This is a genomic window from Patescibacteria group bacterium (assembly GCA_041665345.1).
GTDB lineage: Bacteria > Patescibacteriota > Patescibacteriia > PEXW01 > PEXW01 > JBAYJA01.
This window is the reverse complement of record JBAYJA010000004.1, coordinates 79,461-99,157: the sequence shown is the minus strand read 5'-3', so window position 1 is coordinate 99,157 and position 19,697 is coordinate 79,461. Positions and strand designations below refer to the sequence as shown.

Sequence of the window (19,697 nt, the reverse complement as noted above, 5' to 3'; positions counted from 1 at the left end):
ATGAGTGCCGTACTGGCACACGAACGCGGGAAGTACGGTGAGCAACTGGCCGTGGCTTTATTGCAGAAAAAGAAGTACACCAAGATTGAAAAAAATGTCCGCACACCCTATGGGGAAGTGGACATTCTCTGCACCAAAGCAAAGGTGCTGGTTGGTGTGGAAGTGAAGTACCGTACCTCCACGGGCTTTGGCCCACCGGAAGCAGCAATCAACGCGGCAAAGCTGGAACGCCTGGAGCAATCCATGGAGTGGATTGTGGAACAACGAGGCTGGACAGGTGAGTACCAACTGGACGTCATTGCCATTACGAACACGACCGGCAAGGAGCAGGTAGTGCATTTGGAAAACGTGGGGGAGTAGGGGGGATGAGCCGTAGAGCTATAAAGCCGTAGAGCTGTAGAGGTCTCTTCTTTGTCATTCTGAATCCCGCTTCGGGATGAAGAATCTCCATGGTTTGTAAAAATTGTTCGGAGATTCTCCCGCCTGCCTTCGCGACGAAGTACGGCGGGCAGGTCGAAGACTCAGAATGACAGAGAGGAGAGGGAGGAAGATCCGGCTATGTCGTTGCTCGCTCCACCAACCGGAACAAGAACAGGACAATTCCCCAGGCAACCCCAACAATGAAGGTGCCGACCACTGAGCGAAAGAGGGTCATTTTTGCTTCGTGCTTCCGTTCATCGTCACCCCGGGCGGTGAGCCACATGAAACCACTGTAGAGCACCACAATGGTCTGAATGAGTGTCAGCAAGCCCAACACAAAGCTGACCGTGGAGAGGACAACTACCTTCAAGTCTGCTGAGCCCAGTCCAAGCGTAGCGCCGGTGGGGTCAAGGGTCATGGAGGTAGTATAGCGCTTGACGAGCAAACGTCCGAAGGATAGGATGATGTGTAAAGAAAAAGCAAAAACTAAGAAGGAGGAACAATGTCATTTGTTACATTACAAGGGAAGCCGGAGTTTAAATCACTAGTGTGTGACAGTCCAGGGAATGCTGTACGGTCACTTGACGATTTAGGTCTGTGCATGAACTGGGCCACTCTGTCACATCACCAGCATACTGGTCAGCTCATACTTTATTACCAAGGCTGGCTGTACCGGCAAACGTATGAACGATATGTCTTACTCCCTTTCGATGAACTGTCTCCTACGTTTTCTGAGAACGCTACGTTGCTCCTGCACGCAATCTTCGATCCGTTTACGAGAGACAGTACCGGGAACACCATAAAAGTTGTCCCACATCCGTCGGAAAAAGAATGCTTCATGGTGCACCTACTGCTTTTTTTCAAAACCGAACCGACAGGAGAAGACGTGAAAATGCAAATCGACAAAGCTCTCAATGAAGTTGATGATTTGCATGAAGACGGCGCAATCACCTACTATTGGCTCGATTGAACCCTGCTATTTGAATTTTTAACCCGCCCACCATGGAGCGGGTTTTTTTAATCGGAAAAGCATCGCAGCCTGGAGAGGCTGCTCTGGTATTGGTATATTCTTGGTTACGCTTTTTTCTCCCCGATGCCCTGCACAAGAATCGTTACTTGGCGTTCGCGGTCGTGGTCCAGCTCAATGAGCATGATCTGCTGCCACCGACCTTTTACCAACTTTCCATTTTCCACAATCATGGTGACGGAGCAGGGGAGGATCATGGCCTGAGCATGCGCGTGGCCGTTGATGCACTCATGCACAATGCCGCAGGAGTCAGCATCGCACAGGTGGGTGTCTCGCTTGCCTTTGGGATTCCGGGCATCGCGCACGTCATTGTGCCCGTAGTCTTCTTCTGGATCGGCAAACCGATCCAACACCCGGGACAAGTCACTGGTGTAGCCCAGCTTCTGGTTTGGGCCAATCAAATTTTTTTCATCTTCGTTTACCCAAATGCTGGCCGTGGTGTGGAGGCTCTGAATGGTCACTGTCCCCATCTGCACGCCGGATGCAGCAATTGCCGCCTCCACCTGCTGGGTGATGGTAATGAATTCTTGCCGGTGCTTGGTGTGGAACGTGTGTCTGGTCGTGGTGGCGACGGGCACGAGATTTGGCATATGCTATAGAGGGTAGGCGAGTCTACCCATCTGGTCAAGATGGAGAGAATGAAAAAAAACTTACGCTAAAGTACCCTCACGCAAGAGTAAGAGGTTTACAAAAATTTTTGATTCTTACAGGGTTACTACTTTACGACCTAGTAAAGAGTCTAACAATAATAAGGCTTCTGCAAAATCCTACACAGTTCTTTCAAGTTTTAATATTCCTTCTTCTTCAACCAGAACTCCTGATTGTAGTAGATTCTCTACGACAACATTGTAACGTTGAAGATGCTTTTCCACTTCAGCTTCATCTACGGTGTCGTTCAACTTTTGATTTTCCCGAATTTCTTCTTCAATCTCTTTCATCATCCGCTCCCTGGGAAAAGACTGGGTTTCGGAGGCTAATATCCGCATCACAACCGTAAAGCCACATTCACTACCGTCTGCTCTTTCAGCATCAGCTGTGGTAATTGCTTCCTCATGTTTTGTGAGGAATTTCGTTGGCTCAATACGTTGGGTAGTTGCTTCAGTATATGCTTGCTCAACGTGGTTTGAGGTATTTTCTCGCATACTTGTGGATGATTGATATAGATGAATTGACTGACGAGATAAGATAATACTATCAACGGACAAAGGATTTTTCAAGTAAAAACCAAACTCGCGACATCACGAGGCATCCCCCTGCACACGAGAGTCACAAAAAGGATGTTATGCAACAACTATTTAGACACTGACGTTCCAAAGTCATCAAAACATTTAGTTTTTCCATCTTGAAATTTTTTATCAAAAACAGGTGCATAAAAATCACAAACATAGTTCATTCCTTCCTGTTTACAGGTATTTCTGTAACGATCATCAAAATCACTTTGAGCTGAATCTAAACAAGTCTTCAATACAAAAATATTCAGACTTATATCAAGATTATTAAGAGATGCGTTAATATTCTTTTGGATGTTTGAGATCGGAAATGAATTACTATTATTAACTAATGATGTATTGGCGCTACCTACAACTACATTGGAATTCCCTTTTGATTCCATTTGATAGAAGGTAAGTAACGTAGCAGCAAGAACTATTACTAACACAATCACGAACAACAATATTTTTTCAGCATTTGGGTTGCCATACTTAAATTTGGATTAAGATTTTTAGTCATTCTAGCTAACTCGTTATTTTGCGAATTAAAGAATAAGAACGTCTCTAGTATTGTCCATTTTCGATACTATGCCAGCATGGGGGTATTGGTGGCGACCAGGAGTAATCGCTATATTTTCTAATGAAATCCAAGTGGGCGGGGAGAGTTTTTATAAATCTATACAACAACCCCTTCACATAGAAGATATGTGAAGGGGTTTATTGGATTGTATAGATATTATTTCTCTGCTGATTTCCGATATTCTTTTTCTCGAGCCTCTTGATTCTCTTTTTCAACTTGTCCACTGCCTCGTGCTAACATGTCTTTCCACAATTTACGTTGCTCCGGATCCATTGGCATCTCACCATGGGACAGGGGGACAAACATGCCTTGTCGCTCATACCCTGCATCCTCTAATGCCTGAAGCTGTGCATCTGTTCGTGGGCCAACAAATTTTTCCCCCTTAGGGGTAACATAGGTAAGTACGCCATTATTGCTTTCGTACTTTCCAGAATCATTCGTGTCATTACTCCGCTCAACAATCGAATCTTTTTTCCCAAGCGAAATGTCATTAGTAACTACCATGCTATCCACTTGCATCCAATCACCCGGGACGACATCCTTCACTTCTTTTTTTTCGGAAACAAGATCTAAGTCATCGTCAATGGAGTCTACTTTTGGAGTTAGACCCATTTCTACTCCCGAGGGTCTTCCTGATTCTATGCCCATAAAATTTTGGATTAATTATTAACTTACTACTTATAGTATAAGTTATTATATGCATTTTGTCAATGCCCTCCGGTAATGTGTACAGACATATGGCGGTTTCCCATACACTGGGGAAATGTCTACCCATATGGTCACTACAATCCAAGAAGAACGGTTGCGTTGGGTTCTGCCAATCATCGAGAAGCAGGTGCGGCTCTGTGATGTGGCCAAGGTCTTCCCGTACGGTCAACGCACTCTCGAGCGATGGGTGACCCTCTATCGCCAGCACGGTGCCACCGGACTGGTGCCAAAGTCCACCAGGCCGAAAACCCACCCCCAGGAGACACCCATGCACACCAAAGAACAGGTCATCGCCCTCCGCAAGGCCACGAAACTCTGCGCCCTGAAACTGGCGTGGCGGTTAGCGAAAGAGGGTGTCTGTCTGCATGAACGGACTGTTGGCAAGATCCTCAAAGTTGAGGGGTTAGTTCGGCGGTACCGAACGAAGCGCATAAAGTACAAATACCTCAAAGCCGAGCGGCAGCCAGGAGAACTGGTCGAAATAGACGTGAAGCACGTTCCTGGCGCAGTGGCAGGGCTGAAATACTACCAGTACACCGCTATCGACTGTGCCTCACGCTGGCGGTACCTCGCCATCTACGAGCACGAGAGCACCTGGCACGCCATACGATTCTTGCAGGAGGTGCGGCGGCACTTCCCGCACCCGCATCCAGGCCGTGAAGACCGATAACGGGAGCATCTTCACCAACCGGTATGTGGGAACGAACCGACGGAGCGACCTGACCGTGCAGACCGTCCATGGCCTCGACCAGTACTGTGCGGTGCACGACATCGCCCACTACCTCATTGATCCAGGGAAGCCAGCGCAGAACGGTACTGTGGAACGATCCCACCGCTCCGACCAGGAGACTTTCTATGATCGCAACACCTTTGCCTCCGCTGCGGAGTTGCACAGGAAGCTAGTGCAGTGGAATACTACGTACAACAACCTGGAGCACTGCGGACTACAGGGCGTAACGCCAAATGAATTTCTAGGGAAGTATCTTCGTTCCAACCCGCCAAATGTCCGTACATAAAACACTCCCTCCTTATTTACTGACCTTGACATTCCCCAGGTTCCCTGTATACTCTAGCCAAGCAGTCCATATGGAGACTGTTTCTTTTTTTACATACGTACGCCCATGGCCGAAAGCCCAATTGTAGCCGCAATGCAGCAGATCGCCGATGAGAAGCACATTCCCATGGAGGCGATTGTGCACACGGTGGAAGCTGCGCTAGCAGTTGCCTACCGCAAAGATTTTGGTGAGAAAGACCAAAACGTGAAGGTGGATTTTAGTCTTGAAGACGGATCCAGCCGGGTCTTTGACGTGAAAACGGTGGTGGAAGATGCCAAGAAAGCCCAAACCGAAGCCTACGACGCCGAGCGCAAAGCTCGGTTGGAAGCAGAGGAAGCCGAACGCCAAGCGAAAGTTGCGGCTGGGGAAATTGTCGTCCGGCCAGAAGATGCGCCTGTGGAAGCACCTGTAGCTGCACCCGAGGTAGCAACGGAAGAAGCAGCAGAATCCGCCTTTGAACGTTTTGACCCAAAGACGGAGATCACCGTCTCGGATGCCGAAAAGTTGAAGCCCGGTTCGGTGGTGGGTGATGTGATTCGCACCGAACTTTTCCCACCTGCCTCCTACGGCCGCATGGCTGCGCAAACTGCCAAGCAAGTGATCATCCAGCAGCTGCGCGAAGCAGAGCGCGACATGGTGTTCAAAGAATTCAAAGATCGTGAAGGTGAATTGATTAACGCCACCGTCCAGCGCCAGGAAGGTCGCTTGGTGATTTTCGACATTGGGCACACCATGGGCATTATGCCCCCTAGTGAGCAGTTGCCAACCGAACAGTACCGCGCTGGTAGCCGGTTGAAGGTGTACATTGTGTCCGTGAACGCGACGACGAAGGGTCCAGAAATTGTGGTGTCCCGCGCGCACCCGGAAATGGTGAAGAAGCTCTTCTCCGTGGAAGTGCCGGAAATTCAGAATGGCACCGTGGACATTAAAGCCGTGGCGCGTGAAGCCGGGCACCGCACCAAAATTGCGGTGGCCAGCACCCAGCCGAACATTGATCCCATTGGTTCGTGCGTGGGTCAGCGGGGCAGCCGTGTGCAAACCGTCATTAACGAACTCGGCGGTGAGAAGGTGGATATTATTGAATGGTCCGACGATCCCGTGGCATTCATCGGCAACGCGCTCTCACCCGCCAAGGTCATTTCCATTTCCCTGGACGAAGCCAGCCACACTGCCAAGGTGGAGGTCAAAGAGGATCAACTTTCTCTGGCTATTGGCAAGGCTGGACAAAACGTCCGGTTAGCTGCCAAACTCTCTGGGTGGCGCATTGATATTGTAGGAGAAGGTGGTGAACCTCGCCCAGCTGCTGACGCCGTGGCAGCGCCGACTGACGCAGCCCCTGAGGCAACCGCAGAAACGCCGGCCGAACCTGCTGCTCCAGAAGTGGAAGCACCAGCTGAGGCCAAACCAGAAGAACCAGCGCCTGCGGCTGAAGCCAAGGCAGAGTAGTTTTCTCCATTTTTCCATTTCCTTTCGTAATCTAATTGTATGAGCACTCCGATAATCATGGCGCTGGTCGCCGCAGTTCTCGCCATTCTCACCGGCCTCTGGCTGGCGAAGTGGATTCTGGGTTTGGGTCAGGGTTCAGAAAAGATGATTGAAATTGCCAAGGCAATTCAGGAAGGCGCCAAAGCCTACCTGAACCGGCAAACGCGCACCGTGGCCATGATTGCGGTTATCGTGTTTGTGATTCTTGGCTTAGTGGTGGATTGGACCACTGCCCTGGGCTTTGTGGTTGGCGCGGTGCTCTCAGCACTGGCTGGCTACATTGGGATGTACATTGCAGTTCGTGCCAATGTCCGTACGGCAGAAGCCGCAAAGTCCGGCTTGGCTCGGGCGTTGCTGGTCGCTGTTCGCGGAGGAGCGGTCACGGGCTTGCTGGTGGTGGGCTTGGGTCTCCTGGGTGTCGCAGGATTCTACTGGATTACCGGTGACGTCAAAGCCTTGATTGGTTTGGGCTTTGGAGGTTCGCTCATCTCCGTTTTTGCCCGGTTGGGTGGCGGCATCTTTACCAAAGCCGCGGATGTAGGTGCTGACCTGGTGGGCAAAGTGGAAGCCGGGATTCCTGAGGATGACCCGCGCAACCCAGCCGTGATCGCCGACAACGTGGGAGACAATGTGGGAGATGATGCAGGCATGGCCGCTGACTTGTTTGAAACCTACGCCGTGACGGCAGTGGCTGCCATGTTGCTGGGCGCCCTCGTGTTCAAGGGCAGCGAGAATGCCATTCTGTACCCCTTGGGTTTGGGTGCCATTTCGATCGTCGCTTCCATCCTGGGTACATTCTTCGTCCGCTTGGGACGCAAGAAGAACATTATGGGTGCGCTGTACAAGGGGCTCATTGCCTCCGGAGTTATTGCGGCCATCTTTTTCTACCCCATCACCCAATGGTTGATGAAAGATGTTGCAGGTGCGGATGTGACAAAACTCTACCTTGCGAGTTTGGTGGGTTTGGTTGTAACAGCGCTTATCGTTGTCATTACTGAGTACTACACCTCCACGCGGTACCGCCCAGTGCAGGATATTGCCAAAGCGTCAACCACGGGGCATGGTACGAACATCATTACTGGTTTGGCTGTGAGCATGAAAGCCACTGCCTTGCCTGTGCTGGCAATTGCTGCTGGTTCCTGGGCCTCGTTTGAACTGGCCGGCCTGTACGGCGTTGCCATTGCTGCCATGGCCATGCTTTCGTTGACTGGCATTATTGTGACCATTGACGCGTTTGGTCCCATTACGGACAACGCCGGTGGGATTGCAGAAATGGCCAAGCTTCCTCAGGAAGTTCGGGACGTCACTGACCCTCTGGATGCGGTGGGGAACACCACCAAAGCCGTGACCAAAGGCTACGCCATTGGTTCCGCAGGTTTGGCCGCCATTGTGCTCTTTGCGGCCTACGCGCAGGAGTTTACGGACCGTGGGCACACCCTGGTCTTTGCCTTGGATGACATTAACGTGCTCATTGGCTTGTTCATTGGTGGCATGCTGCCCTACCTGTTTGGTGCGCGCGCCATGCAAGCCGTGGGGAAAGTCGCTGGTTCAGTGGTAGAAGAAGTTCGCCGCCAGTTCCGCGAGATCAAGGGCATTATGGATGGCACGGGCAAACCAGACTACAAGCGCGCCGTGGACATTGTGACCAAGGGTGCAATTAAGGAAATGATTGTCCCTGCGCTCATTCCTGTGGTCGTGCCCATCATCGTTGGCTTCTGGCTGGGGCCGGTAGCCTTGGGTGGTGTGCTAGTGGGTTCCATTGTCACCGGGCTCTTCGTCGCCGTGTCCATGACCAGCGGCGGCGCAGCATGGGACAATGCCAAGAAGTACATTGAGGCTGGGAATTTTGGTGGTAAAGGTTCGGAGGCGCACAAGGCCGCCGTCACGGGCGACACCGTGGGTGATCCGTACAAGGACACGGCTGGCCCAGCTATCAACCCCATGATCAAGATTATCAACATCGTCGCGTTGCTCATCGTTGGTCTCCTGGTGAGCGCGAAGTTCTAATCCTGGTCACAGGCCAACCATGGCCTACGCATTTTCCAGACACATCTTTGGACCACTCCTCCGCCGGCGTATAGCGTCGGCGGAGGGTTTGGGTACAATTCCCAAATCCGGTCCGGCCTTGTTCGTGGCCAACCACGTGGGTCTGCAAGATCCCATCTTGCTCATGACCGCGGTCATCCTGGCTACCGGTGGCCGGAAAGTGCATGCCATTACCAAGTGGAAAATTTTTGAAACCTGGCCCCTGCATCCCTGGCTGGAAACGATTCCATTAGCCGCTGACCCGCAGCAAACACTCCACCTGGCGCAGCAGTACCTGGAGGCTGGTGAACTTGTCCTTATCTACCCGGAGGCAAAGGTGAATCCATTACCGACCATTGCCAAAGTGAAAACTGGTGCTGCACGTTTGGCGCTCCAAACGAAGGTGCCTGTCTTCCCCGTTGGTTTGCAGCGAACAACGCCCCCAGCACAGACCGAACGTGAGCACTTCCAAGATATGTTTTTTGGCAAGGTTCGCATTGCCATTGGTTCTGCAATCAATCTACAAGAGTTTCACAACCGAACAATAGACCGGCCGCTCCTGGACACTGTCATGCGTGCTATCATGACTCCTGTGGCAACCCTCGCTAGCAAAACATACGTTGGATGAAATCCTACCTTGGCCTGCACTGGCTCATCCCCATTGCGCGTTGGCGGTTTCGGGAAGTTCTGGGAACAGAGCATCTCCCACGCTCTGGACCTTTTATTCTTGCTGGCAATCACGTTGGATCAGCCGATCCAGCGTTCATTTTTGCTGAAGTGTACAGCCACGTCCGGCGGCCCATTACCTTCGTGGCCATGGATATCATTACCCACATGCTGGGGAAGAAATTTGCGCGACGCTGGGTGCATTTGGTAGAAAAAAATGAAGCAGCGCCCGATGCCTGCTTAGTGGAGCTGCGACGTGAATTAGCCGCCGGAAACCCTGTGGGTATATTCCCCGAAGGCATGCGGAACTCTGCCCCTTTCGTTTTACCCGGAAAAACTGGAGTTGCCAGATTAGCCTTGTGGTCTGGGGCACCCGTGGTTCCTTTTGGCTTTCAAGGTCCGGCAACGTGGTCATTTAATCAAGGACTCCGTGCCTTCCTTACCCCCCGGAAAGATATGACGCTCCGTATTGGCGCCCCGTTGCGTTTCCCCAAAACCCCGGACGAGCAGATCACCAAGGAGTTGCTCATTCAGACCACGCGTGCCATCATGGATCCAATTGGCCAGCTTTCCAACCGGCCTTCCCCGTTCCCGTCGCCCGCTTAAAGCAGCAATGCTGGGCGCTCTTTAACCCATACGCTTATGGATTGGCACACCCTGGACCACCTTGCCCCTGAAGAAATAGCCGCGCTCCAGAACCGAGCGCTCCGCACATTTTTCCGTCACGAACTGCCCTACAGTCCGTTTTTCCGCAAACACTTTGCCGACCACAATGTTCGGTTCGCTGACATCCAATCCACGGATGATTTACAAAAAGTGCCTTTCACCAGCAAGGCTGACCTTGCTCCAACCGCGGAAGACCCAGCCCGGCCCCGCGGCTTCATGCTGCAGCCAGATGAGCACCTGCTGAAGCAGTACGCCAGTAAAGGGAAACTCTTGGGGATTGTAGCGAAGAAAATTTTGGGAAAGGATGTGAAGAAGAAGTTGGAATGGGAGTACAAACCCACCCACCTACACTTCACCACTGGTCGCACTGCTTTGCCCACGGTTGTTGGCTACACCACCAAAGATTTACTCACGCTGAAAGAATCCGCGTACCGGCTGTTCAACACCATGGGCATTCCTGGTGATGCGGTGGTGGTGAATGCGTTTCCATACGCGCCACACCTGGCCTTTTGGCTAACCTTCTACGCCACTTCGTCCCTGCAGCTCACGACGCTCCAGAGCGGTGGGGGTAAAGTGATGGGTACGCAGAAAATTATTGACGCCATTGAACGTCTGAAAGCCAAGGTCGTTACTGCTATTCCTGGGTACTTCTACCACATTCTCCGGGAGGCCGTGGCGCAGAAGAAAAATTGGTCCAACCTGCAGTACATTGTCTTTGGCGGTGAGCGAGTAAGCGATGCACTTCGGGCGAAAGTGAAGGATCTGCTTCGGGAGGTTGGCGCGGGTGAGGCCAAGATTTTTGCGACGTACGCACTCACCGAAGGGAAGGCCGCTTGGGTGCAGTGCAGTGAAGAAACTGGCTACCACACCTACCCAGACCAAGAATTCTTTGAGGTGGTGGATGCGCAGGGCAATCGCGTGCCGGATGGCCAACCCGGTGAACTTGCAATTACCAGCTTGGGTTGGCGTGGGACAGTGATGGTGCGCTACCGCACAGGTGACTTGGTGCAGGGGATTGACCGCGGCCCCTGTCCCCACTGCGGCCGCACCGTGCCCAGGATCCGCAAAGACATTCGCCGCAATTCCGACATTAAAGAATTCAACCTCACCAAGGTGAAGGGCGAGTTGGTGGATCTGAATGCTTTCTACCCGTTGCTCTCCGGCATGCCGGACGTAGACGAGTGGCAGCTCCAAATCCGCAAAGTGAACGACGATCCTTTTGAAGTGGATGAGCTCGTGCTCCACGTTGCGCCCAAGCCACATGCGGACTTCAGCGCCTTAGAACACACCATTCACCGTAGCGTGCTGAACGAAACCGGGGTCTCCGTCCGTATCCGCAAGAGCGATCTCGCTGATGTGCTCCGCATGATTGGCATGGAGAGCGAATTGAAGGAGAAGCGGGTAGTGGATGAGAGACCGAAGAACTGAGGGGGGAAGCCATAAGCCGGTAAGCCGTAGGCCGTAAGCCAAGACCAAAAAACCCAGCAGCAGCTTCTCTAAGCTGCGGTGTAGATGCATCAGAGTAAGTTTTTTGAACCAAGGAGGGTAGCCGAGGCTTTCCCACCTGCCTCCGAGTTTCACTCGGAGTACGGCGGGCAGGCATGCCTCGGCTTGGCGAGGTGAGGGTATGTGGACTGCATTTCCTCCTTCGCTAAAGGTAGATAATACATTTTTCGCAACCATGAACGAGTCAGAACAACCCAAAGAAAAAATTGCCTGGATTCTGGCCGGGGGAGCCGCTCGGACTGTCTACACCGCAGGTTCTCTGTACGCGGTGTGTCAATTACACCCAATACAGCCAGACATCATCATTGCATGCTCGGGTAGCGCGGCAACAAGTTTGTGCTACGTCACTGGGCAACACGAGACAATAAAAAATGTCTGGTGCAAAGCACTCTCCACCAAGAAATTTGTAAATTTTTTGCGATTTTGGAAAGTTGTGGACATTGATTACTTAATTGATACAGTTTTAAAAAAAGATAACCCTTTGGATATGGCGAAGGTTGCCACCTCGCCAATAAAGATACTATTCCCTTTGACCAATTCCAAAACGGGCCAACTGGAATACTTTTCCAACACCGATGCTGTTGACACCTGGGAAGTGCTCCGGGCGGCAAAGTCAGTACCCTTCTTCACTAACCTTTTTCATATCCAAGGGGTAACCATCAACGGGAAAGACTACTCAGACTCAACTGCATCAGCCAGTTACCAACCGCATGTTGCGAAAGCTATACAGGAAGGTGCAACCAAAATTCTTATCTTTGATAGTTGGCATGCTGAGGATAATAGGGGCAATTTACTCTTTAGCAAATTTTTAGCCAAGGTACGGAACAAAACGTTCCGTAAAAATCAGCTGGCCTACATCCAACAGATAGCGCATTTTGTGCCCCCACCAAATGTGGCGCTTACGTATTTGATCCCAAAGACCAACCTCAATATGGCCCCATGGGATATCGACAATGCAAATGCAAATACAGTTTTTACCCGGGGGTACAATGATACGTTGCAGAACGAAGCGCTGCGGGCGTTTTTGCAGTAGGTGACTGAGATGTGAGGCCATAAAAAAGCCTGTCGCTTGGTAAGACAGGCTTGCGGCGGCTATTTGCCGTACTTGGCTGCGGCTTTTGATAAAACAAAGTCAGTTAATGATCCTCGAGACCGAGTGTATTTCACGGCAATCCTTCCAATATGGTTGAGAATGTGCTCGGCAACGAGGTCATGCAGTTTCAATGGGTCTGTGATTTTTTCGTCTCGTATGGCTCGTTTGATTTCTTTGACCATCTGCGCAACTGCCCGCTGCCGGAATGTGTTCCGTAAGTAACTTGAGAATGGAAACGGTGATTCCTCCACCCAAGTGTCTGACTTGAAGTCGAAAACGTCTTCCGCGCTTGTACGAAGGAGACAGTCAATTGTTTCACATTCGAACATGCCTGGCTCACCTCCCCGTTCAACTGTTGGCCAAATCTGCGTTTTCAGGTATTTCCTTACCGCCTTCAGAAGATAGAAGGATTCTGGATCAACATCGTAGTGGCCTAGCAATGGCAAGCGACTTTTTTGGTGCCCGGTCTTGCAATACCACGTTTCAAAGTCATCGCGGAAAGCCTTCACCTGGCGAATCAGGTCATAGACCAGCAGGGTACTCAGATGGCGAAAAAATTCTTCACACTTCATTGTGTTCCTTTCTTAAAGTACGTTTGTGTATGTTTATGGTTGATTTTTAGTTTTCGAGCCATATTCTCACAGGAAACGAGAAGTGTCAAGTACAATCAGCGCAATGGCAAAATTGCTTAAATTTTTTGCATAAAAAAAGCCCGTCTTTGGTAGACGAGCTTTTTTAGATGGAGAACTATTTTACGAACGAACAGGAATGCGCTTTTGGATGCGTTTGGAAACAATCTCGTAAGACAAGAGGCCAAATACGAATCCAAAGCCAACACCGTAGAACACATGGCCAAGGAAGTAGCCGAGGCAGGTGCCAAGGGCTGCATCCACGGCGCAGAGCACGCGGACGTCGGAGTGGATAAGGCGGAAGGCTACCTTGAGGAATGCGCTGAATTTTTTGGCAAAACTGGGTAGGAGCTGGGCAAAGAATATGAAGGCACCTTTAGGTATCCAATACAAGAATACCGCGAGAGGGTTTATAGCAAGCGCTGCTTCGTACCACGAGTCGGTTCCATTCTTTACATTCGGAGCGGATCCATCCATTATTGCTAAGGTTATTAGCACCATTCCTATAGAAACTATAAAACCAACTCCCATAAGTCCGGAGAGAAATGTACCTGGGTTCGATGCTGCGATAGTAAATGATAGAGCCAGAATACCGAGCCAAAGCAACATGATAGAAAGACAGGCGCTGAAATGAGCAAACACTCGAATGTTAGCTTTGTCTCCCCACCAGGTAAACGTACTCAGCCATGCAGTTTTGATTTTCTTCGGTATCCCCCGGAAATCAATGATAATGTACCCGCACAGCGCACCAATCAGTGCGCCAACCCACCACCAGAGCCCGCCAATTGAGAGAGCAATCAACGTGCCAATGCCAGCACCACAGGCGCAGGCAATACCAATGTGAAAACTTCGCTTCATGGAAACCTCCGAGAAAAATTTACGTTTTATACTTTAGGGAAGACCTTGTTCCAACCTGAAGAAAAACACTTGACTACACCTTCGTGAGGAATGCCGTTTCATTGGCAATGCACTTTTTACCGTATTCCCAGATTGCTCTTGGCAGCTTGTACAAGTACAGACTCAGGGGATTCCAGTCGACGGCATTTTTGTTCCAGCGTTCTGTTCCTCGCAGTACGTTCTTAAAACAATCGTATGCGATGGAGACCTGGTAGACAAAGAAAAAAAACGAGGTGATCATCACCACACCGAGGGGAATAATTTTCAGCTCAAGTCCATAGCCGGAAGGCATGCACACCACACAACCGACGAAGGTAAAAAACCACGCAAGCATTGAAACGCTTAAAGAAAGCAGGTAGCCGATGCCATGCAAGCATCGCTTCATATGAACCTCCATTTATTGGGTTATTTGTCAAAGATTCTTTATATTCCCTCCACCTTAAAGGAAGCAATCAAAAGAGGCAAGAGTGCTTGGAAAGTTCAAGAAATAACGATTTATATACAATGCAATTTGCTTTATTGCATTTTTCACAGCCGTATGCCAAAGTAGTCCTAGACAAAAAGATCTTTTCCAAAGGAGAATAATATGGACCCGTACATTGGCATTACTGATTTCACGAAATTTACACAGGTGGAAGCAATGCTGGAAGTATTCAACACGCATTTGCGGCCAGGTTCGCAGCGAAAATTGCACGTGGGGGTAATGATGAGCTACAAAACCCTCAACGGAATTCCAAGCAAGTGGAGTGGAATTTTTCCGGATAAGAATCAAATCCGAAAAATATTCAGCTCTTTGGAAACCTATAACTGCATACACTACGCAGATTACGATGGGTACCCAGAAGCTTGGAAAAGTATTTCTCAAGCAATTTCCCACGGCGGAATTCATATTCATGCTCTGCAGTTGGATATGATTTGGCCTGAACCTGGGCAGATTGCAAACGCAGTGCATACGTCACGCAAGAATGTGGAAGTAATTCTGCAGCTTGGAAAGTATGCGTTGGATGAAGCAGAAAATGATCCTCAGCTTGTTGTGAGAAAACTCGAAGATTATGAGGGGGTTATTCACCGAGTCCTCCTTGATAAAAGCATGGGCCAAGGCAAGGGGATGGATGCTGCCGGACTCCTTCTGTTTGCAAGGGCAATCAAACAAGCTTTTCCAACACTAGGTATTGGCGCGGCTGGTGGACTGGGGCCGAGTACACTTCACTTGGTCAAACCGCTCGCTGAAGAAATTCCAAACTTGAGCATTGACGCACAAGGTCAGCTTCGGTCAAGTGGTAGTGCGCAAGATCCGATTGTCTGGGAAATGGCTGGTTCCTACCTTCAGCAAGCTTTGCAGCTCCTTGATTAAGGAAATACTAAACGAGCTCTCATTAAATGTGGGAGCTCTTTTCATTGGGTTGACCAGGCCATGGAAATACGGTAGCGTGAAACTCTCGCCCCGTCTTTTTTGCCTGTATGCAGACCACTGTTACCCCCCAGCCACAGAGCATTGTTAGCCTCAAAGTTGAATTAACACCAGAGGAATTTGCCCCGTACATTGCCCAGGCCGTCCAGGCCTTGAGTAGCGAGGTGAAGCTGGCTGGTTTTCGGCCGGGCAAAGCGCCCCGGGAGATTGTGGAGAAGAAGGTGGGGAATGCAGCTATTATGGAACAAGCTGCGGATTTGGCCGTGCGTTCCGTGTACCCCAAGGTGGTGACGGAAAAAAATGTGAAGTCCATTGGCAGTCCGGATATCCACGTCGAAAAGTTAGCTGAGGGTAATCCTTTCATTTTCACAGCCAATGTCGCTGTTCTCCCGGAAGTGAAACTCGGCGACTTTTCCAATCTCAAAGCTGAGCGCAAGCCCGTGGAGCTGAAGGCTGACCATGCTGATGACACCCTCAAGCGATTGCAACGGTTGCAGGCTTCGGAAGTCCGCGCAGACCGACCAGCGAAGATGGGCGACCGGGTGGATGTGGATTTCAATGTCTCCATTGATAAAGTACCGCTGGATGGTGGCCAAGCCAAGAACACCCCGCTGACGTTGGGTGACAAGGTTTTCATTCCTGGGTTTGAAGACAACCTGGTGGGCATGAAGGTTGACGAGGAAAAGACTTTCCAGCTCACTTTCCCCAAGGACTATGGCAAAAAAGACTTGCAGGGGAAACTTGCTGATTTCAAAGTAAAAGTTTCTGCAGTGTACGACGTGCAGCTGCCCGCACTGGACGATGCTTTTGCCAAGCGCATGGGCCAGTTTGAAAACATGGAACAGCTCCGCGCAAAGATCATGGAAAACCTTAAAGAAGAAGCAGAGAATCGCGAGCAGCAGCGCTTTGAGCAAGCCATTGTGGAAGCTGCGTTGCAGAAGAGCACGGTGGGTGAGGTGCCGCACATCCTCGTCCACTCGGAAGAGGACAAAATGGTGCACGAGCTTCAGCACGCAATTGAGCAAGATGGTGGAAAGTTTGAAGACTACCTGAAGTCCATCAAGAAAACCCGTGAGGAGCTGATGCACGAGTTCACGAAGAAAGCTGAGCAGCGAGTGAAGGTTGCCCTGCTCCTCCGCACCATTGCTGATGCAAACAATTTGCTGGCCACGCCGGCTGAAGTGGAAGGGGAGATTAGCAAAGAGAAGCTCCGGCTGAGCAACCAGCAAGAATTGCTGAAGGAATTGGAAACCGAAGCGTATCGAGATTACCTCCGAATGGTTCTCACCAACCGCAATGTTATTAAGTGGTTGACGGAGAAGGCCGAAGGAAAAACGAGCAAGTAAAAAACAGGCGCTCATGTGTGAGCGCCTGTGGTTTGTTAGGCAATCTTACGGAGGAAGGCATTGCGAATAGTTTCAAATTTCGCCTCCCAGGAGTCGGCATTTCGAATGAACGTGTAGTTTGGGTGCCCACACCATACCCGCTGCATGGCTTCACCTAAGGCGCAGGCCTCTTCGTACGACTCTCTGCGAACGAGATTATCAGCTTTGTGCTGCTCGTAAATAGCACGAGAGGGAATCTCCAAGCAGAAGACGCTACTATACCGGGAGTAGGCATAGGTGCGATCGGTTTGGGTGAGCACTTCAAAATCGTCCAGCCCGTTGGGCAAGTAGGCGGCGCAGTCAACGTCACCTCGATCCAGTACCACGCCCAGTTTCCCAGAACGAATGGCTTCGGTTTTTGCTAAAAATTCGAAGCTGCGTTGAATTGTCGCCAAAGACTGTTGGAAGCGGGCAATGGCGAAGGCATCACCAGCCGGGAATGGGACGCCAACCGTACCGATAATAATGGATGCGGCTTCAGGAACAAAATGAATCTGCTCGCCGAATTTTTCATTTAACTCGACCAAAGCCTTACTCTTACCAGAACAGGGTGGTCCGGTAACCACATCCATCGGCATCTCCACCGAAGCCTTCAGGAATGTGTAGACGGTCATGCCGCCGTGCAGAGGATTGTGCGTTAACTCCCGTGCCAGGCGGGCTAAGTCGTAATTGGTCACGGTATTGGTCACCTCAATTGCCAGCGCTGGGTCAACCCATGCCGGAAATGGTGCGCCAGGAGCCGCCTCATCCTCAATACACACGAGCCCTTGGAGAGGCCCATGGTACGTATCCACTGTCCAGACTCCACAATCCGCACGCCGCTTGGCTAGGGGGTAAGGGCAGGCTTGGTAAATGAAGTGAAATTGTTGCTCATTGAGCTCACAATTTTCTTCCTCTCGTGCAACACCATGGCCAAGTTTCGTGGTCATCTCAAATTGGTTGCCAGCTGTTTCGCGTACCCGGAAAATCGAATGCGGTGGCGTATTGAGGTATCCCTGCGTAAGCTCCCGTGGATTAGTGAGCACAGCAGAAGGTGTGACTCCAGGCAGAATAAACCGCCGTTCCGTTTCTTTGGGCATATTGCTCCTTTCTCAAAGTGCAAGTGTGTTTTCCTGCCTCCACCCTACCGGCAATCCACCAGGATTGTCAATGCAAAAAGAGGCGTGATAGTTGGTCACGCCTCATCAAGGAACGCATTGCTTCGTTCCCGCTTCCGGTCATACCCGCGCTTGCCTTTCTTGGTGGTTTGCGGTTTACCCTTTTTAGCGGGTAGGGGAATGCGGGTGGTTGGCTTTTTGGTTTTCATGAATACCTCCAGGTTGCATATGAGTGTAACAAATAATCACTGTTTGTCAAGGTCAGGCTTACGAAAAAAGCACCAAGTTTCCAAGGTGCTTCTTCAAAGTTCGTTGTAGATGTTCCTACCGGCTTGCACCATGAGGAACTGCTGTTGCCACGCCATCTACTTGGCGCCGATGAGCTCTGGAAATAGGCCGGAACGCCGCATTGCTCTAAACCAGTCTTTCACTACTGGTTTGTCATTCAGCTGCTCGAGGTCACATCCAACGAGATTCTGTGTTTCCTCGTCGTAATATGCCTCTAGCGGGCAGCAACGAGCTTCCACGAATGCCACTTTCCGAACTGCGGAGTCTCCCGTGTAATGCACCATGTCTAGTAAGGTACATATCCAGTCACGGTGATGGTTAGAATCTGTGCAGATTACCGTTCGGATTCCGAAGTTAGCCGCGGTAATGGCAAATACCAGACCAACTGGTATCTCTTCCTTCGGAGCCGGGATCGACCGTGCCATCGCGCCGGTAAACTGGCCTACGGGCATATGCAGGTCGGTTAACACCGCATCGAAATTGCCGAGACACTTCGTAAGCAACTCTTCAGCTTCTTGGACTGTGCTAACTGCCACTACGTCATGGCCGTGCTCTTCCAGCTTCTGGGCTGAAGCGATGTTCCGCTTTTGGTCATCAATAACAAGTACCTTCATTTCAAACTCCTTTTCAAATTTTTAATGATCAATTTTCTTTAATAGCGTAGTATATGGCTTTACAAAAAAGTGTCAATAGTATAGAATATATACATAGTGCAACCATAAAAATCGCTAATATTCGCTAAAAAATAAGCATAGTTGTTGACGAAATCGTCGGCAAGTATACATATTAAACATATGCTACTCAACGAATCACTAGAAAAATTTGGGCTTTCCGGCAAAGAAGCAAAAGTCTATTTGGCTACTTTGGAGCTTGGGAAAGCCACAGTTCAGGAGATATCCAGGAAAAGTGGGCTCATGCGCTCTACCTGCTACAGCATTCTCGAAGCACTCATCGCAAAAAACCTTATCTTTGCACTCAAAGACAGCAAAGTCATGACCTATTCAGCGGAAGATCCGCAGAAAATTTTGAATGTGAGCGAAGAATCCACCCGTTTACTCAAAGCCTCATTTCCAGAACTCAAAGCGCTTTACCGTTCAGCTAAAGGTCGACCAAAGATAAAGTACTATGAAGGTTTAAGCGCTATTAAGGAAATGTACAACGATATCGTGCGTACCAAGGGCTTAAAGGAGTATCTGATTTTTGCGCCGGAAGACAGCTGGATGAATATGGATGTACATTGGATCTCTGACTTCAAGAAACGGCGTGCGGCAGCGAAGATAAAAACGCGTACAATTTTGAATGATAGTCCGCTGGCAAGACAAGCCTTAGCTGACTCTAAGAGATTTTTTGCCGAAACCAGGATTCTTCCAAGTAGCAATGCTTCAAATGACTTTGGCTCTGGCGTGTACATTTTTCACGACAAGATCATTATTATTGACTACCAAAACAGTTTCCTTGCCGTGGAAATCCAGGATAAGCGTATTGCTGACATGCAGCGTTTGATGTTTGAGACAATCTGGAAAACTCTCCCATTGCCGCCAGGCTAAGCTA

Annotated in this window: 24 protein-coding genes; 13 read left to right on the top strand and 11 right to left on the bottom strand. The window is 50.2% G+C overall.

Features of this window, described 5'->3' with window-relative positions; genetic code table 11:
* Complete coding sequence (locus WCV85_05995; GenBank protein ID MFA6474398.1) at nucleotides 1-360, top strand: YraN family protein; 360 nt, start codon at nucleotides 1-3, stop codon at nucleotides 358-360.
* A gap of 196 nt (nucleotides 361-556) precedes the next feature.
* Here WCV85_05995 and WCV85_05990 read toward each other — a convergent pair whose 3' ends face one another.
* Complete coding sequence (locus WCV85_05990; protein MFA6474397.1) at nucleotides 557-838, bottom strand: hypothetical protein; 282 nt, start codon at nucleotides 836-838, stop codon at nucleotides 557-559.
* A gap of 84 nt (nucleotides 839-922) precedes the next feature.
* On the opposite strand from WCV85_05990, the gene WCV85_05985 reads away from it, so the two are divergent.
* Nucleotides 923-1,390, top strand: a complete 468-nt coding sequence (locus WCV85_05985) for a hypothetical protein (GenBank protein MFA6474396.1) — start codon at nucleotides 923-925, stop codon at nucleotides 1,388-1,390.
* A gap of 104 nt (nucleotides 1,391-1,494) precedes the next feature.
* Here the strand turns inward: WCV85_05985 and WCV85_05980 are convergent, their stop codons facing one another.
* From WCV85_05980 to WCV85_05965, 4 genes are all read right to left on the bottom strand, one after another.
* Nucleotides 1,495-2,037, bottom strand: a complete 543-nt coding sequence (locus WCV85_05980) for a YjbQ family protein (protein ID MFA6474395.1) — start codon at nucleotides 2,035-2,037, stop codon at nucleotides 1,495-1,497.
* Nucleotides 2,038-2,214: 177 nt separating this feature from the next.
* Nucleotides 2,215-2,589, bottom strand: a complete 375-nt coding sequence (locus tag WCV85_05975; GenBank protein ID MFA6474394.1) for a hypothetical protein — start codon at nucleotides 2,587-2,589, stop codon at nucleotides 2,215-2,217.
* Between the two features lie 149 nt (nucleotides 2,590-2,738).
* On the bottom strand, nucleotides 2,739-3,110 hold the full coding sequence (locus WCV85_05970) for a hypothetical protein (protein ID MFA6474393.1): 372 nt from the start codon (nucleotides 3,108-3,110) through the stop codon (nucleotides 2,739-2,741).
* 281 nt (nucleotides 3,111-3,391) lie between these two features.
* Entirely contained in the window at nucleotides 3,392-3,847 is a 456-nt protein-coding gene (locus WCV85_05965) for a hypothetical protein (protein ID MFA6474392.1), read from the bottom strand.
* A 151-nt stretch (nucleotides 3,848-3,998) separates the two neighbouring features.
* On the opposite strand from WCV85_05965, the gene WCV85_05960 reads away from it, so the two are divergent.
* The 8 genes from WCV85_05960 to WCV85_05925 all read left to right on the top strand — a co-directional run bounded on the left by WCV85_05960 (nucleotide 3,999) and on the right by WCV85_05925 (nucleotide 12,379).
* Nucleotides 3,999-4,613 (top strand): helix-turn-helix domain-containing protein, encoded by a 615-nt coding sequence (locus WCV85_05960; protein ID MFA6474391.1) that lies wholly within the window; start codon nucleotides 3,999-4,001, stop codon nucleotides 4,611-4,613.
* Nucleotides 4,600-4,959, top strand: coding sequence for an integrase core domain-containing protein (locus WCV85_05955; protein ID MFA6474390.1), 360 nt, complete (start codon nucleotides 4,600-4,602; stop codon nucleotides 4,957-4,959). The genes WCV85_05960 and WCV85_05955 overlap by 14 nt, the downstream gene beginning before the upstream one ends.
* 105 nt (nucleotides 4,960-5,064) lie before the next feature.
* Nucleotides 5,065-6,444, top strand: coding sequence for a transcription termination factor NusA (gene nusA / locus WCV85_05950; GenBank protein ID MFA6474389.1), 1,380 nt, complete (start codon nucleotides 5,065-5,067; stop codon nucleotides 6,442-6,444).
* Nucleotides 6,445-6,483: 39 nt separating this feature from the next.
* Nucleotides 6,484-8,490, top strand: a complete 2,007-nt coding sequence (locus tag WCV85_05945) for a sodium-translocating pyrophosphatase (protein MFA6474388.1) — start codon at nucleotides 6,484-6,486, stop codon at nucleotides 8,488-8,490.
* Between the two features lie 19 nt (nucleotides 8,491-8,509).
* Complete coding sequence (locus WCV85_05940) at nucleotides 8,510-9,136, top strand: lysophospholipid acyltransferase family protein (protein ID MFA6474387.1); 627 nt, start codon at nucleotides 8,510-8,512, stop codon at nucleotides 9,134-9,136.
* Nucleotides 9,133-9,780: a lysophospholipid acyltransferase family protein gene (locus WCV85_05935; protein ID MFA6474386.1), complete on the top strand. Its 648-nt coding sequence runs from the start codon at nucleotides 9,133-9,135 to the stop codon at nucleotides 9,778-9,780. Before WCV85_05940 ends, WCV85_05935 begins: the two co-directional genes overlap by 4 nt.
* 36 nt (nucleotides 9,781-9,816) lie before the next feature.
* Nucleotides 9,817-11,268: an AMP-binding protein gene (locus WCV85_05930; protein MFA6474385.1), complete on the top strand. Its 1,452-nt coding sequence runs from the start codon at nucleotides 9,817-9,819 to the stop codon at nucleotides 11,266-11,268.
* Nucleotides 11,269-11,467: 199 nt separating this feature from the next.
* Nucleotides 11,468-12,379, top strand: coding sequence for a patatin-like phospholipase family protein (locus WCV85_05925; GenBank protein ID MFA6474384.1), 912 nt, complete (start codon nucleotides 11,468-11,470; stop codon nucleotides 12,377-12,379).
* Between the two features lie 59 nt (nucleotides 12,380-12,438).
* Here the strand turns inward: WCV85_05925 and WCV85_05920 are convergent, their stop codons facing one another.
* From WCV85_05920 to WCV85_05910, 3 genes are all read right to left on the bottom strand, one after another.
* Nucleotides 12,439-13,011, bottom strand: a complete 573-nt coding sequence (locus WCV85_05920; GenBank protein ID MFA6474383.1) for a hypothetical protein — start codon at nucleotides 13,009-13,011, stop codon at nucleotides 12,439-12,441.
* A 180-nt stretch (nucleotides 13,012-13,191) separates the two neighbouring features.
* Nucleotides 13,192-13,926, bottom strand: a complete 735-nt coding sequence (locus WCV85_05915; GenBank protein ID MFA6474382.1) for a hypothetical protein — start codon at nucleotides 13,924-13,926, stop codon at nucleotides 13,192-13,194.
* 73 nt (nucleotides 13,927-13,999) lie between these two features.
* Entirely contained in the window at nucleotides 14,000-14,350 is a 351-nt protein-coding gene (locus tag WCV85_05910; protein ID MFA6474381.1) for a hypothetical protein, read from the bottom strand.
* A gap of 201 nt (nucleotides 14,351-14,551) precedes the next feature.
* On the opposite strand from WCV85_05910, the gene WCV85_05905 reads away from it, so the two are divergent.
* Nucleotides 14,552-15,319, top strand: coding sequence for a hypothetical protein (locus WCV85_05905; GenBank protein ID MFA6474380.1), 768 nt, complete (start codon nucleotides 14,552-14,554; stop codon nucleotides 15,317-15,319).
* A gap of 107 nt (nucleotides 15,320-15,426) precedes the next feature.
* Entirely contained in the window at nucleotides 15,427-16,722 is a 1,296-nt protein-coding gene (gene tig, locus WCV85_05900) for a trigger factor (GenBank protein MFA6474379.1), read from the top strand.
* A 35-nt stretch (nucleotides 16,723-16,757) separates the two neighbouring features.
* Here tig and WCV85_05895 read toward each other — a convergent pair whose 3' ends face one another.
* The 3 genes from WCV85_05895 to WCV85_05885 all read right to left on the bottom strand — a co-directional run bounded on the left by WCV85_05895 (nucleotide 16,758) and on the right by WCV85_05885 (nucleotide 18,760).
* On the bottom strand, nucleotides 16,758-17,840 hold the full coding sequence (locus WCV85_05895) for an AAA family ATPase (protein MFA6474378.1): 1,083 nt from the start codon (nucleotides 17,838-17,840) through the stop codon (nucleotides 16,758-16,760).
* Between the two features lie 95 nt (nucleotides 17,841-17,935).
* On the bottom strand, nucleotides 17,936-18,067 hold the full coding sequence (locus WCV85_05890; protein ID MFA6474377.1) for a hypothetical protein: 132 nt from the start codon (nucleotides 18,065-18,067) through the stop codon (nucleotides 17,936-17,938).
* Between the two features lie 156 nt (nucleotides 18,068-18,223).
* Nucleotides 18,224-18,760 (bottom strand): response regulator, encoded by a 537-nt coding sequence (locus WCV85_05885; GenBank protein ID MFA6474376.1) that lies wholly within the window; start codon nucleotides 18,758-18,760, stop codon nucleotides 18,224-18,226.
* A gap of 141 nt (nucleotides 18,761-18,901) precedes the next feature.
* Here WCV85_05885 and WCV85_05880 point away from each other — a divergent pair, with 141 nt between their 5' ends.
* Complete coding sequence (locus WCV85_05880) at nucleotides 18,902-19,693, top strand: helix-turn-helix domain-containing protein (protein ID MFA6474375.1); 792 nt, start codon at nucleotides 18,902-18,904, stop codon at nucleotides 19,691-19,693.
* Nucleotides 19,694-19,697 lie beyond the last annotated feature (4 nt).

Bases quoted from the DNA above. Each gene is read 5' to 3' on its own strand.
- WCV85_05925 (MFA6474384.1), top strand. From the start codon at position 11,468: ATGTGGACTGCATTTCCTCCTTCGCTAAAGGTAGATAATACATTTTTC.
- WCV85_05965 (MFA6474392.1), bottom strand. From the start codon at position 3,847: ATGGGTCTAACTCCAAAAGTAGACTCCATTGACGATGACTTAGATCTT.
- WCV85_05995 (MFA6474398.1), top strand. From the start codon at position 1: ATGAGTGCCGTACTGGCACACGAACGCGGGAAGTACGGTGAGCAACTG.
- WCV85_05990 (MFA6474397.1), bottom strand. From the start codon at position 838: ATGACCCTTGACCCCACCGGCGCTACGCTTGGACTGGGCTCAGCAGAC.
- WCV85_05945 (MFA6474388.1), top strand. From the start codon at position 6,484: ATGAGCACTCCGATAATCATGGCGCTGGTCGCCGCAGTTCTCGCCATT.
- WCV85_05975 (MFA6474394.1), bottom strand. From the start codon at position 2,589: ATGCGAGAAAATACCTCAAACCACGTTGAGCAAGCATATACTGAAGCA.
- WCV85_05905 (MFA6474380.1), top strand. From the start codon at position 14,552: ATGGACCCGTACATTGGCATTACTGATTTCACGAAATTTACACAGGTG.
- WCV85_05890 (MFA6474377.1), bottom strand. From the start codon at position 18,067: ATGAAAACCAAAAAGCCAACCACCCGCATTCCCCTACCCGCTAAAAAG.
- WCV85_05940 (MFA6474387.1), top strand. From the start codon at position 8,510: ATGGCCTACGCATTTTCCAGACACATCTTTGGACCACTCCTCCGCCGG.
- WCV85_05935 (MFA6474386.1), top strand. From the start codon at position 9,133: ATGAAATCCTACCTTGGCCTGCACTGGCTCATCCCCATTGCGCGTTGG.
- WCV85_05915 (MFA6474382.1), bottom strand. From the start codon at position 13,926: ATGAAGCGAAGTTTTCACATTGGTATTGCCTGCGCCTGTGGTGCTGGC.
- WCV85_05895 (MFA6474378.1), bottom strand. From the start codon at position 17,840: ATGCCCAAAGAAACGGAACGGCGGTTTATTCTGCCTGGAGTCACACCT.
- WCV85_05930 (MFA6474385.1), top strand. From the start codon at position 9,817: ATGGATTGGCACACCCTGGACCACCTTGCCCCTGAAGAAATAGCCGCG.
- WCV85_05920 (MFA6474383.1), bottom strand. From the start codon at position 13,011: ATGAAGTGTGAAGAATTTTTTCGCCATCTGAGTACCCTGCTGGTCTAT.
- WCV85_05960 (MFA6474391.1), top strand. From the start codon at position 3,999: ATGTCTACCCATATGGTCACTACAATCCAAGAAGAACGGTTGCGTTGG.
- WCV85_05885 (MFA6474376.1), bottom strand. From the start codon at position 18,760: ATGAAGGTACTTGTTATTGATGACCAAAAGCGGAACATCGCTTCAGCC.
- WCV85_05985 (MFA6474396.1), top strand. From the start codon at position 923: ATGTCATTTGTTACATTACAAGGGAAGCCGGAGTTTAAATCACTAGTG.
- nusA (MFA6474389.1), top strand. From the start codon at position 5,065: ATGGCCGAAAGCCCAATTGTAGCCGCAATGCAGCAGATCGCCGATGAG.
- tig (MFA6474379.1), top strand. From the start codon at position 15,427: ATGCAGACCACTGTTACCCCCCAGCCACAGAGCATTGTTAGCCTCAAA.
- WCV85_05910 (MFA6474381.1), bottom strand. From the start codon at position 14,350: ATGAAGCGATGCTTGCATGGCATCGGCTACCTGCTTTCTTTAAGCGTT.
- WCV85_05980 (MFA6474395.1), bottom strand. From the start codon at position 2,037: ATGCCAAATCTCGTGCCCGTCGCCACCACGACCAGACACACGTTCCAC.